Consider the following 14,536-nt stretch of genomic DNA (forward strand, 5'->3'; position numbering starts at 1 on the left):
AAACCGCCGGTGAAATTAAGCCCCCCGTTGCTGAAAAGCGCCCGCACAGTGCCATGTGGCACGGGGTTATAATTACCGATGATTATCATTGGCTGCGCGATTCGGGTTATCCGACGATCGATGATAAAGAGATACTCGCGCATCTGAATGCCGAGAACGCTTATTTCGAAGCGCAGATGGCGCCGCAAGCGCAGCTGACCGAAACCATCTTTCAGGAAATGAAAGGCCGCGTCAAAGAAGACGACAGCTCGGTCCCGCAAAAGGATGGCGACTATATCTATTGGTCAAAATTCGAAGAAGGCGCGCAATATCGCAAGCATTATCGCAAGGCGGTTGCCGGCGGTGCCGATCAGCTCATCCTCGACGAAAATATACTCGCCAAGGGCAAAGCCTATTTCCGCCTTGGTGCCGCAGAGATCAGCCCCGATGGCAAAATATTGGCGTACGCCTACGACGATAACGGGTCGGAACGGTTTGACCTGCATTTCCGCAATCTGGAAACCGGCGAAAAATTGCGCGACATCATCCCGGGTACATTGTCGGGCATTGTCTGGTCATCGGACAGCAAAGGCGTTGTCTATGGCCTTGCCAATGAAAACTGGCGCACCGACAATGCATGGTACCACCGGCTGGGTGAAGATCTGACCAAAGCGAAGCTGCTGTATAAAGAACAGGACATCGGTTTCGGCGTTGGTGTCGGCTTGACCGCCCAAGAGGATTGGATTGTCATTGGTACGGGCGACAATGTGACGAGCGAAGTGCGGCTGGTTCCAGCAAGCGACCCCACCGCAACACCGATCATGGTGTCCCCGCGCAAGACGGGACGCCAATATAGCGTCGATGTCCGCGATGGCATGCTGTATGTTTTGACCAACGATGATCATGTGAACTTCCGCGTCGCGACCGCCACCATGAAGGCGCCGGGCGATTGGAAAACGCTGATTGCCGGGTCTGACCGCCATTATTTGACGGGGCTGTCGCTGTTCAAAAATTTCTACGTCACCGAAGGCCGCATCGATGGCCTCGATCAAGTTGAAATCCGCGATTATGCGGATGCCAACAAGGTGCAGCCAATCAAATTTCCTGAGGCCAGCTATGATGCCGGCCTTGGCGATAACCCCGAATATGATGTGACGAAGCTGCGGTTGGGTTATGAATCGATGGTTACGCCCGACACGGTGTTTGATTATCATCTGGCCGATGGCCGCTTGGAAACATTGAAGGTTCAGGAAATCCCCAGCGGATATGATCCTGCGCAATATGTGACCGAACGCGTGATGATCACGGCGCGCGATGGTGCCAAGGTGCCGGTCTCCATCCTGACCAAAAAGGGTTTCAAAAAAGACGGCAGCCAGCCGCTGCATCTCTATGCTTATGGCGCCTATGGTTACGCGATGCCGCCGGGCTTTAGCGCCAACCGGCTGTCGATGGTCGATCGCGGCTTTGCCTATGCCATCGCGCATATTCGCGGCGGCGATGACCTTGGCTATCAATGGTATTTGGACGGCAAACTGACCAAGCGGACCAACACGTTCAACGACTTTGTTGATGCGGCGAAAGGCCTGATCGATTTGGGCTTTACCGGCAAAGGCAAGGTTACCGCAAGCGGCGGTTCCGCTGGCGGTGAATTGATGGGCGCGGTGGTCAATCAGGCACCTGAATTGTTTGGCGCCGTCGTCAGCCATGTGGCCTTTGTCGATGTGCTCAACACCATGCTCGACAAGGATCTGCCCCTGACGCCGGGCGAATGGCCCGAATGGGGCAACCCAATCACCGACAAGGCCGCGTTCGACTATATCCGCAGCTACAGCCCGTATGACAATGTCGCGGCAAAGGCTTACCCGCCAATGCTCTGGACCGCTGGATTGAATGATCCGCGCGTGACCTATTGGGAACCTGCGAAGATGGTCGCCAAGCTGCGCGATATGAAGACCGACGACAATGTGCTGCTGCTCAAAACCAACATGGGCGCTGGCCATGGCGGCAAGTCGGGTCGATTTGAACGCTTGCGCGAAAATGCCGAAGAGGCGGCGTTCATCATTTGGCAAATGGGGATGGCATCATCACAAAAGTGATCTCTTTCACCCGCATATTTACCGCGCAACCAGATGACATTGACGAGCTTGGCCATGTCAACAACGCCGTCTGGGTGCGGTGGATTCAGGATATGGCGACATCGCATTGGCAGGCGGTTGCCGCGCCTGAACATATCGCCGCCTATTTCTGGGTCGTGACCCGGCATGAAATTGATTACCGCGGCAATGTCGGCCCCGGCGAAAGCGTTACCGCCAATACTTGGATTGAACGCGAACCAAAGGGTGCGCAATTTGACCGGCGTGTGGATTTTGTTGATGCCGCGGGCAAGGTCATTGTGCGGGCAAATACGACTTGGGCGATGATTGATAAAGCGACTGGCCGATTGGTACGCGTGCGGCCCGAGGTGTCAGCGCCGTTTATGGGCGTCCATCATTAGGTCCTGACCCTAGGTAGCCCGGGGCATGATATGCCGGAATATCGATAGAACGATAGGCGCGTTAAAAATCGACCGCCACGCCCTTCAATTCCCAATCGCCATAACGCACGGGGTCCAGTCTTTCTGCATCTGGTTCGGGTTCGCGATCAACCGCTTTCGGTGCCGGCACGGGCGGGCTTTTCGACAAATAATCGGGTGCTTTGACATGTGAAGGGCGCGTGCCCATGAAGCTTCTCCTTCGAAAGCGCGTTCGGTTAACCCCTACATCGGTGCAGATGCACAAGTTTGCAAGTTGAAGCTTGGCGATGGCGTGACATCGAACCGCTCTTCCCTTGTTTGGCGCAGACGCCTAGTGCGCTGTGCATGACTGAAGAAATTTCCGGACTTCCGACCCGCCGCGCCGCATTACGGTTGCTTGATACCGTCATGCGCATGGGCACACCGTTGGATCAAGCGACGGCAAATGCGACCAAAGGGCTGTCGCCGCCGGACCGCGCACTCGCCATCGCGATTGCGCAAGAAACGCTGCGCTGGTCGGTTGATCTCGATCAGTTGATTGACAGCAAAACCAAACAGCCGCTGCCGGATGATGCCAAGGCACGCATGGTATTGCGGCTGGCGCTGGCGCAAATATTGCGGCTGGGCACACCCGCCCATGCCGCAATTGCGACGGCGCTTCCGCTGGTTGATGGCGGACCACGGCGACTGGTGCATGGCGTATTGGGGTCGCTCTTGCGCGCCGAAGCCACGCTGCCCGATCTGCCGTCGCTGCCAGAGGCAGTGATGATGCGCTGGCATCCGGTATGGGGCGACGAAATGATTGCCGGCGCACAGGCCGCATTGTCAGAACCGCCGCCGCTTGATCTTGCCTTGCGCGATGCGACGGCCACGCAGGCCTGGGCAGAGGGGCTCGGCGGCGTCAGCCTGATGCCCGGTCATGTCCGCTTACCGCGCGGAACCGCCATCGAAGAATTGGACGGCTATGACGAAGGCGCATGGTGGGTGCAGGATCTCGCCGCCAGTCTTCCAGCGCGCTTGCTGGGCAACGGGCAGGGCAAAAGGGCGCTCGATTTATGTGCGGCCCCCGGCGGCAAGACCATGCAGCTTTCGGCCGCGGGTTTTACCGTGACCGCGCTGGATAACAGTGCCCGGCGCATGGACCGTCTGATGGCCAATCTGGAACGCACGCAATTAAATGCAGAACGCGTGAATGCGGACGTCATGGATTGGAAACCGGCGCAGTTATTTGATGCCATATTGCTGGATGCGCCGTGCAGTGCGACGGGCACGATGCGGCGCCACCCCGATGTGTTGCAGCGCATTGACCTGAAAGCCATCAACAATCTGGCGGCGATCCAAAGCGCCATGCTGGACCGTGCGGCGCAATGGCTGAAGCCCGGTGGCACCTTGGTCTTTGCGACCTGCTCGCTTGAACCGCATGAGGGCGAGGCGCAGGCAGAGGCGTTTCTGGCACGGCAGCCGGAATATACGACGAAGCCTGTAACAGCTGACGAGTTGCCCATTGGGGTTACTGCAAACGCGCAAGGACATGTCCGGACGATGCCGCCCATGCTGGCCGAACAAGGCGGCTTGGACGGATTTTTCGTGGCGCGGTTCTTGCGGGCTGGTTAAGGTACAAAAAACACCGAAGCCCTGAGCCGTCAGCGCGCAAGCGCTGGCGAAAAGTCGAAGGGCGGCTATCGTTCGCAAAGCGCCCTTCGACGGACGCACCCGCTACGCGGATGCTGCTCAGGGCTACGCTATGATCGGAGGGGAAGACATTGACAGCGCCAACACTTGTAACCGAACGCCTCTCCATCGAACCCATGACGCGCGCGCATTGGGAAGATTATGCGGCGGCGTGGGCTGACCCGCGTATGACGGCGTTTATTGGCGGCGAGCCGCGCAGCCGCAATACAAGCTGGATGAAAATGCTTCAGGGCATCGGCATGTGGTCGCTGTTCGGCTATGGCTATTGGGCCTTTGTCGAGCGCGAGAGCGGACGCTTTGTCGGCAATGGCGGGCTGGCGCAATTTGAACGCGGCATCAGCGATCTTGAAGGCTTTCCCGAAGCTGGCTGGGCGTTTACGCCCGATGCCTGGGGCAAGGGTTACGCGACCGAGGCGATGACCGCGATACTTGGTTGGGCAGACGCAACGAACTTGGGCGAAATCCGCTGCATCATCGACCGTGGCAACGCAGCTTCGCATAATGTCGCAGCGAAGCTTGGCTTCACCAAATTTGCGGAGTCGCATGATGTGATCGGTGACCTGTTCGTTTACCGCCGTGAGCCGCGCCAAAGCGTGCGATAAGCTGTGTATAACGCGGTCCGTTCGCTTGCCCATGCGCGGTCCAGCGTCTAAACGCAAAATATGACCAGCCCTGTTCGCATTGCGCCATCGATTTTGTCCGCTGACTTTGCCCGATTAGGAGAAGAAGTGCGGGCCATTGATGCCGCCGGATGTGACTGGATTCATGTTGATGTTATGGACGGACATTTTGTCCCCAACATCACCATTGGCCCTGCGGTGGTAAAGGCGCTTCGCCCACACAGCGCAAAGCCGTTTGATGTGCATTTGATGATTTCGCCGGTCGACCAATATGTGCAGGATTTTGCAGAGGCTGGCGCGGATATCATTTCATTCCATCCCGAAGCCGGGCCGCACCCGCATCGCACCGTGCAGCTGATCAAGTCGCTGGGTAAAATGGCGGGTATCGTGCTCAATCCGCACACGCCGGCCAAAATGCTGGATTATCTTATCGAGGACATCGACCTTGTGCTGGTGATGAGCGTCAACCCCGGTTTTGGTGGCCAGAGCTTCATTTCAAGCCAGCTGCGCAAAATTGAAGCCATTCGCAAGATGATTGACAAAACAGGCCGCGATATCCGGTTGGAAGTTGATGGCGGCATCACAACGCAAACGGCGCCACTGGCGATTTCGGCAGGGGCGGACACGTTGGTTGCTGGAACCGCGACTTTCAAGGGTGGCGCGGGCCAATATGCGGCCAATATTTTGGCGCTGAGGGGTGAATGACTGACGGCGATGAAGGCGACAATGGGCAACGGCAAACGGCGTTGATTGTCAGGCCCCAAGGCGCGGGCCAAAATCTTCTCGAGCGGCTTTCTCTCGAATTTTACAAATTAACATGGCGCACGCCGCTGCATAGCGGCAGGCTCATGGGCAAGGTTCCCATGCGCTTGCTTGCGGTGCCGAACGATCCGCTAAAAGGCCATGCCGGGCGCGGGCAGGCGCTGCGCATGGGCAAATTCCATTATCAGGGTTTTGAACAGGCGTTCGACGGGTTGGATTATGACAAGCTCGCGCTTCAGCCGTCGCTGACCGACTATATTCACCGATTTGACTGGCTGCGTGATTTGTCCGCGGCGACCAATCGCGGCGAAGGTGCACCGGTCGCAGCACAGATTGCCGATGCATGGTTGCTGGCCAATGGCATGAAAACGCGCGAGCCGGCATGGCGCGTCGACAATTGTGCGTGGCGCTTAATGAACATGGCAGCGGGATCGCCGTTTCTGCTCAGCAGTGCGGACCCCATTTACCGTGCGCGCGTCATCAATCATTTCGCCCGGGTTGCGCGCCATCTCGATCAAACAGCCCCGCGTGCACAAAGCCACTTCGGCAAGACTGTGGGCTGGGCGGGCGTCGTCGCGGCATCGCTTTTGTTGCCAGAGGGCAAGGTGCGCCGCGCCGTTGGCGAGAACGGCTTGGCTGAATCGCTGCGGGCGACCATTTTCCCCGACGGCGGCGTGGTGTCGCGCTCACCTGTTCAGCTGATGGAATTGATCGGCCTGCTCAGCCTGCTCAAGCAATGCTATGCGGCGCGCAGCGAGATGGTGCCTATATTCCTGCTCGAAGCACTCGGGCGGGCCGTGCCAGCGTTGCTTGGCCTTACCCATGCCGATGGCGGCCTTGGCGCGTGGCAAGGGTCGGCGCATATGGGTGCGGAACATATCGATGCATTGGTGGCGGCCAGCGAAGTGCGCGCGCGACCACATCGCCAAGCGCTCGATTGGGGTTATCAGCGCGTTTCTGCGGGCAAGTCTGTGCTGCTGCTGGATGCAGGTCCCCCGCCATTGGCGCGTCAGTCCGCGTCAGGCTGCGCCTCCACGCTTGCATTTGAATTGTCGCATGGTGAGCAGCGCGTGATTGTGAACTGCGGTGGTGCGGCGCTTGTCGGCGCGACGATACCGGCCGCGTTGGCACGCGGGCTTCGGACCACGGCGGCGCATTCGACATTATGCGTGAATGACACCAACTCGACAGCAATTCTGCCCGGCGGCCAGCTGGGCAAAGGTGTTGTCGAAGTGGGGCTTGAGCGCCGCGATATTGATCAGGCGACCCGTATTGAGGCAAGCCATGACGGTTACGTTCGCACCTTTGGCTATAGCCATGCGCGATTGTTGATCCTGCGTTCCGACGGCATGGATCTGCGCGGAGAAGACACGTTGCTTCCCCAGGGCAAGCCAAAAGAAGGCGTGCCGGTGCATATCCGGTTTCACCTTGGCCCCGAAATCGAAATCGTCGCTTCCGATAGTCCACAAGCGGTGTTTTTGCGGATGGCCAACGGCAGCAATTGGGCATTTATGGCATCTGACGGTCAATTATCTGTGGATGACAGTCTTTGGGTTGACCAAAATGGTCGTCCCCACCCCACCCGCCAACTTGTGATTACCACGGACACTGGTACAGGCGGCCTCACCATCGGCTGGCAGCTCCGCCATTTAGGATAAATTTATGCAAGACGTCGTCATTAAGCGTGCCCTATTGTCCGTTTCGGACAAGGCGGGATTGGTTGAACTTGGGCATGCTTTGGCCGCACGGCATGTCGAACTGGTCTCCACCGGTGGTACGGCCAAGACGCTGCGTGATGCAGGGCTTCAGGTGAAGGACATTAGCGAGCTTACAGGCTTTCCCGAAATGATGGACGGCCGCGTCAAAACGCTGCACCCAAAAGTGCATGGCGGATTGCTTGCTGTACGCGACAATGCCGAACACGCAGCGTCGATGAAAGAACATGACATTGGCGCAATCGACCTTGTCGTGGTGAACCTGTATCCCTTTGCGCAAACCGTGGCCAAAGGCGCGTCGCGCGATGAAATTATCGAGAATATCGACATTGGCGGACCGTCGATGGTGCGCAGTGCCGCGAAGAACCACGTATATGTCACGATCCTGACCGACCCATCCGATTATGACAATCTGATCGCAGAGCTGGAGGAAAGCGGTGGCAAAACAAGCTATGACTTCCGCCGTAAATGTGCGGCCAAAGCCTATGCGGCGACCGCAGCATATGACAGCATGATTAGCCAATGGTTCGCTTTTGCGGATCAGCAGCAGCTGTTCCCCGATATGCTTGCCGTGAACGGAAATCGCGAAACCGAATTGCGCTATGGCGAAAACCCGCATCAGCGCGCAGCACTGTATGTACCCGTCGGCCCGCATGGATCGGGAATTGCCCAAGCCGAACAGGTGCAGGGCAAAGAACTGTCCTATAATAATTACAACGACGCTGATGCGGCGCTGGAACTGGTCAGCGAGTTTCGCGATGGACCGCCTACCGTCGTTATCGTCAAGCATGCCAACCCCTGCGGTGTGGCAACCGGCGAAACCTTAATCGACGCGTACCGCGCGGCGCTCGAGTGCGACAGCGTGTCGGCATTTGGCGGCATTGTTGCGGTTAACCGCCCGCTGGATGGTGCCACTGCGGAAGCCATTACCGAGATTTTCACCGAAGTCGTTGCCGCGCCATCGGCGGATGATGCGGCAAAGGCGGTGTTCGTAAAGAAAAAGAATCTTCGGCTTTTGTTGACGGGTGATCTGCCTGATCCAAAGCGCGGCGGTTTGTCGATTAAGCCGATCACGGGCGGTCTTTTGGTGCAGTCGCGCGATAACGGCCATGTTGCCGACAGCGATTTCAAGGTTGTTACCAAGCGTGCACCATCGGCGCAGGAATTGGCCGACTGCCGCTTTGCCTGGACCGTGGCCAAGCATGTAAAGTCGAACGCCATTGTCTATGCCAAGGATGGCGCAACCGCGGGTATTGGCGCAGGCCAAATGAACCGACGCGACAGCGCGCGGATTGCCGCGATTAAGGCAACCGAAGCCGCCGAAACTTATGGTTGGGCAACGCCGCGTACCGTTGGATCCGCAGTCGCCTCAGATGCGTTTTTCCCGTTTGCAGATGGCTTGCTGGCTGCCGCTGAAGCGGGCGCAACGGCGGTCATTCAACCGGGCGGATCGATGCGGGATGACGAAGTGATCGCCGCTGCCGATGCGGCTGGTCTGGCCATGGTCTTCACCGGAATGCGCCACTTCCGCCATTGATAAAAACAGCGACGCGTTATCCTGAACTTGTTTCAGGATAACGCGCTACGTTTGTTTGCTATTCTGAAACAAGTTCAGGATGACGCCCTGGAGTCAAATTACCCAGCGCGTTTCACGGAACCTCTGTAGTTTCCGTTACCGCCCTTTTTAGGACCATAGTTCCGCGCGGGTGCGCCGGGATCGCGACGGTTTTCGCTGCGCGCGGCAAATGCACGGTCGGCGGTAGGACGACGGTCGCCGCTGGCGGCATTGTCGCTACGTGGACGTGCATCGCGGCTACCTTCACGGCTGCCGTCACGTGGTCCGATGGCTGGCTGCCATCCGCCTTGAGGTGCATGCGTCCGGTTACGGGTTTCGCCGTTCAAACCAGTGCCGCCATTGTTGCCGCCCAATTTCTTGCCAGCATAGTTGGTGCGGCCACCACCGGGTTGACCACCGCCGCGACCGCCACGGGCCTGTTGCGGTTTCTTGTCGGCAACGGGGGGCGGCAATGCGGCAACAGCCGCACGGAAACCTTCAGGAAGGCCAAGCGTCATGGCGCGCACGCCCGTCAGACGCTCAATATCCTTCATATAGCCACGCTCATCACCCGCAACGAAGCTCATTGCGATGCCTTCACGGCCCGCACGCGCGGTACGACCGATGCGGTGCACATATTGCTCGGGCACATTGGGCAGTTCGAAGTTGAACACATGGCTGACGCCGGGAACGTCAATGCCGCGCGCGGCAATATCGGTTGCGACGAGGATTTTGATTTTGCCGTCACGAAATGCCTGCAACGCAGCGGTACGCTGGCCTTGGCTTTTGTTGCCGTGAATGGCGGCCGATTGGATGCCAGCGCCAGCAAGCCCACGCACAACGCGGTCGGCGCCATGCTTGGTGCGCGTGAACACAAGTGCGCGGTCAATCTCTTCGCTTTGCAACTTGAGCGTTAGCAAGGTCTGCTTTTCGCGCTGTTCGACAAAGGTCACGAATTGCTCAACGCGCTCCGCTGTGGTGGACGCAGGTGCAACCGACACACGAACAGGGTTGTTGAGGAAGCGGTTGCCCAATTCAGCAATCGCCTTTGGCATGGTGGCCGAGAAGAACAATGTCTGACGCTGCTTTGGCAGCAACTGGTCAATACGCTTCAACGCGTGGATGAAACCAAGGTCCATCATCTGGTCCGCTTCATCAAGGACGAAGATTTCGACGTCCTTCAACGTGACCGCGCGTTGCTCGATCAAATCGATCAGACGGCCCGGTGTCGCGACCAGAATATCAACGCCGCCAGCAAGGCGCTTTTTCTGGCTGAAAATGGGCATGCCGCCAAAGACGCAATCAACCTTCAGACCAAGGAATTTGCCATAGGTGCGGAAGCTGTCGGCGATCTGTGCCGCAAGTTCGCGGGTTGGCGACAGCACCAGCATACGGCAGCTATATTGCTGACGCGCTTTTGGCTTTGTTGCGAAATGGTGCAGCGATGGCAAAGCAAATGCGGCGGTCTTGCCGGTTCCGGTCTGTGCGATGCCGCACAGGTCGCGGCCTTGCAGCAATGGCGGGATCGACTGTTGCTGGATTGGTGTCGGGGTATCATATCCAGCGGCTTCAAGCGCCTTAAGGATAGGTTGGGCAAGGCCCAGGTCTTGGAAAAAAGACATATTTATACTTTCAAATAGTCGTCGCAGCCCCATGATGCAGATCCTTGAAACAGGACCGCACGGGCGCAACAGCAGGTGTTCGGGAGCAGCTTATGCTGACCCGTTGGAAACAACCCTGCGTGATATGGGAAGCCTCTAAGCTTACGCATCTTGTTCGATTGGCGAGGCCACTTGTTGCGGCCCTCACGCTGCCAATACTGCGGCGGTATCGTCCGCTCGCCTCATGCGCTTGGCGGCCTATTGGCTTAACGGGGCAGCAAACGCAAGTTATTTGTGCTTTTGCGCAATAATCAGTCGCGGCAGCATTGCGCATAACGACGGTTCGTAACGCCGCGTTAACCATCTATTGGGCATTTCGTTCACTGATTTCCCCAGAGCTTCTCTCACGGGGTATTTATGGCAGTGCAGGACCAGACAGCAGTAGACGTGGCAATCATCGGGGCAGGACCCGCCGGCCTAACCGCCGCCTATTTGCTGACGAAAAAAGGGTACAGCGTTACCGTCATTGAAAAAGACGAACGTTATGTCGGCGGCATCAGCCGCACGGTCGAAGTGGATGGATATCGCTTTGATATCGGCGGCCACCGCTTTTTTTCGAAGTCGAAAGACGTTGTCGATTTGTGGAACGAGATTTTGCCCAACGACTTCATTCAACGTCCGCGCATGAGCCGGATCTATTATGAAGGCAAATTCTACAGCTATCCGCTGCGCGCGTTCGAAGCTTTGTTCAACCTTGGCATTGTGCGGTCGACGCTGTGCATGGCGAGCTATGTGAAGGCCAAGGCCTTTCCGAACAAAAAAGTCCGCAGCTTTCAGGATTGGACGGTAAACCAGTTTGGCCACAAGCTGTTTTCGATCTTCTTCAAAACCTACACCGAAAAGGTTTGGGGCATGCCGTGCGACGAAATGTCCGCCGACTGGGCAGCGCAGCGCATTAAGGGGCTGAGCCTTGGCGCTGCCGTCCTTGACGGGCTCAAGCGGTCCTTGGGGCTGAATAAAAAGCCCAATGACGGCATGGAAACCAAGACATTGTTGGAGACGTTCCGTTATCCGCGCCTTGGACCCGGCATGATGTGGGACGCGGCGCGCGACTTTGTCGTGGCGAAGGGCAACAGGGTTTTGATGGGCCATAGCTTTAAACAACTCGCGCAGGATGCAAATGGCAACTGGCGGATGTCGGCATCCAAAGCCGATGGCAGCGAGGCGGTGATTACCGCAAAGCATGTTATCAGCAGTGCACCGATGCGCGAGCTGTCAGCACGTATCCATCCGCTTCCGCAAACATCGTTGCAGGCGAATAACCTGCGCTATCGTGACTTTTTGACCGTGGCACTGATGATCCGCTCTGACGATTTGTTCCCAGACAACTGGATATATATATCCACGACAGCAAAGTGCAGGTCGGCCGCGTGCAAAATTTCCGCAGCTGGTCACCCGAGATGGTGCCAGATCCGTCCATCGCGTGCGTCGGTCTTGAATATTTCTGCTTCGAAAATGACAATCTGTGGGCGTCAACCGATGCCGACCTGATTGAACTCGCCAAGACAGAAATGGCCATTCTCGGTTTGTGCAAAGCGCAAGATGTTGTTGGCGGGGCCGTTGTCCGTCAGGAAAAGGCATATCCGGTCTATGACGATGAATATGCCGCCAATGTCGAGGCGATGCGTAACGAACTGGAAACGCGTTATCCAACGCTCCACATGGTCGGGCGCAACGGTATGCACCGTTACAACAACCAGGACCACGCGATGATGACCGCCATGTTGACCGTCGAAAACATCGCGGCGGGAAGCCGCGTCTATAATATCTGGAACGTCAACGAAGACGCCGAATATCATGAAGCGGGCGACGAAGGCGAACAGGATGTGATTGCGGTCAAGGTTACCGAAGATCAAGCGGCTGCGCTAACGTCGGAACGCGACGTGCCAAAACGGATCGCACCTGCCGGCCAGCTTAACGCCGACGATATCAGCAAGGCAGCGTAAGGAGCATCATGCAGGCGGCCAAGCTGCCTGCATGATTGCGGAACCAATTAGGGGGTGCACGGGTGATTAAACTGGCCAACCGATTACGGGGCAATGTCTTCCTGCGTTATGTCGCAGTCAGCATTGGTGCGCTTGCACCCGATATGATCGTCTTCCTGCTGTTGCTGGAAACAGGCATGCTCGGAACGGCGGCATCTGCCGTTGGCTATTCAGTCGGCATATTCGCGCACTGGATTTTATCCAGCCGCAAGGTGTTCCACGATCGGGTTTCGGAAAAGGGCACCGCCGCCCGCACGCAACAAAAGGCGATGTTTCTGGCCTCTGCCCTCATTGGCCTTGTCCTGACGATAATTGTGGTCGGCGCAGGTACGGCATTGGACATCGACCCGCGCGTTGCGAAAGTTGCCGCTATAGCGACGGCATTTGTGCTCACCTATCTGCTGCGCAACGTCGTCATTTTTCGGCAAGCGTCGGTGCATTAGTCGTGGCGCGTTCCATCGAAAGACATTTTACGTGGCTGATATTTGGCATTTGGGTATTGCTATCCATTTCCCTTATTATCCATAGTTGGCCCAACATCATTTCGGGCAGTGGTAGGGATCCCGACGACCAATTACGCCTGACGCAATTAAGGGACTTCCTGAACGGCCAAAGCTGGTTTGACAACCGGCAGTACCGCCTGAACCCACCGGATGGGGCACCGATGCATTGGTCGCGGCTGATTGAGCTGCCTTTGGCTGCAATAACTTTATTGCTCACACCGATGTTCGGTCGTGCTTTTGCAGAAATAGCCGCGTCGACTGCCGTGCCGTCGTTGCTGTTAGGTGTCATCATCATGATTCTGGCCTACACCGCTTTGCGCGTGGGTGGCAAAACGGCAGCTATTTCTGCAGCGATTGTTTCCGCATTGTCCGTTCCGCTCATCGGGCAATTGCAGCCAATGCGTATCGACCATCACGGCTGGCAAGTCGCGATGGCCGTGTTGGCGCTGGCATCATTATTTTATGGACATGTGCGCAAGGCGGGATTGGTTTTGGGCGCAGCTCTTGCGATATGGCTTCATATATCGCTTGAAGGCCTACCAATGTCCGCGGCCTTTTTCCTGTTCCTGGGTTGGCAATGGCTAACCAAGCCGCACGAAGCCGCCCGTCTGTTGTGGACGATTAGCGCATTCGTTTCGGCATCGCTGGTTCTATTTTTTGGCACGCAGATACAGGGCCTGGGCGCAGCGATATATTGCGACACCGTGTCGCCGCCACAGTTATTGGCAATCCTCGCCGCCGCAGCGATCATGATCCCGGGCCTGTTTATTGCTCCGCAATCCAAGCTGGCGCGTGTCTTGATCATGGCTACTGCAGGGGGTGTCGCTGCCGCTGTATTCGCGTTCCGCGCACCTGAATGTTTGAACGGTCCGTTCAGTACTCTTGATCCGCTCGTGCACGACTATTGGTATGTGTACGTGAAAGAAGGGATGCCGATTTGGCATCAGGACCTGCCCACCATCGTGATTGTGATGGCGGCACCAATTGCAGGACTTGTCGGCTGCGTAGTTCTGACCCGCAAAATGGACAAAACGGATCGATCAAATTTATGGGTCATCGGCTTCTTCAGCCTATATTCCCTTGTCCTGTCGCTATTTGTTTCCCGGACGATTTCGGTGGCAGCTGCCTATGCGGTAGTGCCGATCGCTGCGCTTATCGCGCACGTCTTTGGGTTTTATCGGCAAAGCGAGGTGCCCAAGCAGCGCATTCTTTATGTCGCTCTGATGGGCTTTTTGATGGCGCCTGGGTCTTTTGTGTCCGCCGTCCTCAATGTCTTGCCACAACTGACGCCTGCTGTTGACGGGCGTTCAGACGCAAAGTTGCGCTCATGCGAATCCGCGCCGTCGGTCGCAACATTATCCGATCTACCGCGCGGACAGTTTCTGGTTCCGATTGATATGGCGCCAATGATCCTGGTTCAAACCGCGCACAGCGTTTTGGCGAGCGGCCATCATCGCAATCAAAAAGCAATACACGATCATATCGAAATTTTCCGATCGCGCCCCGATGTTGCCAAGCAATTGATGGCCGCGCGCGGGATCAATTATCTTGC

At 57.1% G+C, this 14,536-nt stretch carries 11 protein-coding genes and 1 pseudogene; 10 read left to right on the top strand and 2 right to left on the bottom strand.

The features are described from left to right. The first annotated feature begins 14 nt into the window (after window positions 1-14). Together ACIQ0G_RS06125 and ACIQ0G_RS06130 are read left to right on the top strand one after the other, a co-directional pair. Entirely contained in the window at window positions 15-2,075 is a 2,061-nt protein-coding gene (locus tag ACIQ0G_RS06125; RefSeq protein WP_397577153.1) for a S9 family peptidase, read from the top strand. Then, window positions 2,072-2,473: an acyl-CoA thioesterase gene (locus tag ACIQ0G_RS06130; RefSeq protein WP_397577145.1), complete on the top strand. Its 402-nt coding sequence runs from the start codon at window positions 2,072-2,074 to the stop codon at window positions 2,471-2,473. The genes ACIQ0G_RS06125 and ACIQ0G_RS06130 overlap by 4 nt, the downstream gene beginning before the upstream one ends. A 61-nt stretch (window positions 2,474-2,534) precedes the next feature. On the opposite strand, the gene ACIQ0G_RS06135 is transcribed toward ACIQ0G_RS06130, so the two are convergent. Next, window positions 2,535-2,699, bottom strand: coding sequence for a DUF1674 domain-containing protein (locus ACIQ0G_RS06135; RefSeq protein WP_183942161.1), 165 nt, complete (start codon window positions 2,697-2,699; stop codon window positions 2,535-2,537). 137 nt (window positions 2,700-2,836) lie between these two features. On the opposite strand from ACIQ0G_RS06135, the gene ACIQ0G_RS06140 reads away from it, so the two are divergent. The 5 genes from ACIQ0G_RS06140 (at window position 2,837) to purH (ending at window position 8,817) form a co-directional block, all read left to right on the top strand. Continuing rightward, window positions 2,837-4,105 carry an RsmB/NOP family class I SAM-dependent RNA methyltransferase gene (locus ACIQ0G_RS06140; protein ID WP_397577146.1) on the top strand — a complete coding sequence of 423 codons (1,269 nt, stop codon included), beginning with the start codon at window positions 2,837-2,839 and terminating at the stop codon, window positions 4,103-4,105. Window positions 4,106-4,254: 149 nt separating this feature from the next. Beyond that, the gene (locus ACIQ0G_RS06145; RefSeq protein ID WP_397577147.1) at window positions 4,255-4,785 is read left to right on the top strand and encodes a GNAT family N-acetyltransferase; all 531 of its coding nucleotides are present in this window, start codon (window positions 4,255-4,257) and stop codon (window positions 4,783-4,785) included. A gap of 60 nt (window positions 4,786-4,845) precedes the next feature. Next, entirely contained in the window at window positions 4,846-5,508 is a 663-nt protein-coding gene (gene rpe, locus ACIQ0G_RS06150) for a ribulose-phosphate 3-epimerase (RefSeq protein WP_397577148.1), read from the top strand. Further along, window positions 5,505-7,223 carry a heparinase II/III family protein gene (locus ACIQ0G_RS06155; protein WP_397577149.1) on the top strand — a complete coding sequence of 573 codons (1,719 nt, stop codon included), beginning with the start codon at window positions 5,505-5,507 and terminating at the stop codon, window positions 7,221-7,223. The genes rpe and ACIQ0G_RS06155 overlap by 4 nt, the downstream gene beginning before the upstream one ends. A gap of 4 nt (window positions 7,224-7,227) precedes the next feature. Continuing rightward, entirely contained in the window at window positions 7,228-8,817 is a 1,590-nt protein-coding gene (purH, locus tag ACIQ0G_RS06160; RefSeq protein ID WP_397577150.1) for a bifunctional phosphoribosylaminoimidazolecarboxamide formyltransferase/IMP cyclohydrolase, read from the top strand. 98 nt (window positions 8,818-8,915) lie between these two features. Here the strand turns inward: purH and ACIQ0G_RS06165 are convergent, their stop codons facing one another. Further along, entirely contained in the window at window positions 8,916-10,457 is a 1,542-nt protein-coding gene (locus ACIQ0G_RS06165) for a DEAD/DEAH box helicase (RefSeq protein ID WP_324479593.1), read from the bottom strand. A gap of 396 nt (window positions 10,458-10,853) precedes the next feature. On the opposite strand from ACIQ0G_RS06165, the pseudogene ACIQ0G_RS06170 reads away from it, so the two are divergent. The 3 genes and pseudogenes from ACIQ0G_RS06170 to ACIQ0G_RS06180 form a co-directional block, all read left to right on the top strand. Further along, window positions 10,854-12,442, top strand: a pseudogene (locus ACIQ0G_RS06170) (NAD(P)/FAD-dependent oxidoreductase). Between the two features lie 62 nt (window positions 12,443-12,504). Continuing rightward, complete coding sequence (locus tag ACIQ0G_RS06175; RefSeq protein WP_397577151.1) at window positions 12,505-12,924, top strand: GtrA family protein; 420 nt, start codon at window positions 12,505-12,507, stop codon at window positions 12,922-12,924. A 2-nt stretch (window positions 12,925-12,926) separates the two neighbouring features. Continuing rightward, window positions 12,927-14,536: hypothetical protein (locus ACIQ0G_RS06180; RefSeq protein WP_397577152.1), on the top strand; the 1,610-nt coding region annotated here is incomplete at its 3' end.

The sequence above is a fragment of the Sphingorhabdus sp. genome (genome assembly GCF_044354325.1).
GTDB lineage: Bacteria > Pseudomonadota > Alphaproteobacteria > Sphingomonadales > Sphingomonadaceae > Sphingorhabdus_B.

What these genes read in the sequence shown, in the direction of transcription:
- ACIQ0G_RS06165 (WP_324479593.1), bottom strand. Translation starts at nt 10,457, where the DNA reads ATGTCTTTTTTCCAAGACCTGGGCCTTGCCCAACCTATCCTTAAGGCG.
- rpe (WP_397577148.1), top strand. Translation starts at nt 4,846, where the DNA reads ATGACCAGCCCTGTTCGCATTGCGCCATCGATTTTGTCCGCTGACTTT.
- ACIQ0G_RS06135 (WP_183942161.1), bottom strand. Translation starts at nt 2,699, where the DNA reads ATGGGCACGCGCCCTTCACATGTCAAAGCACCCGATTATTTGTCGAAA.
- ACIQ0G_RS06155 (WP_397577149.1), top strand. Translation starts at nt 5,505, where the DNA reads ATGACTGACGGCGATGAAGGCGACAATGGGCAACGGCAAACGGCGTTG.
- purH (WP_397577150.1), top strand. Translation starts at nt 7,228, where the DNA reads ATGCAAGACGTCGTCATTAAGCGTGCCCTATTGTCCGTTTCGGACAAG.
- ACIQ0G_RS06140 (WP_397577146.1), top strand. Translation starts at nt 2,837, where the DNA reads ATGACTGAAGAAATTTCCGGACTTCCGACCCGCCGCGCCGCATTACGG.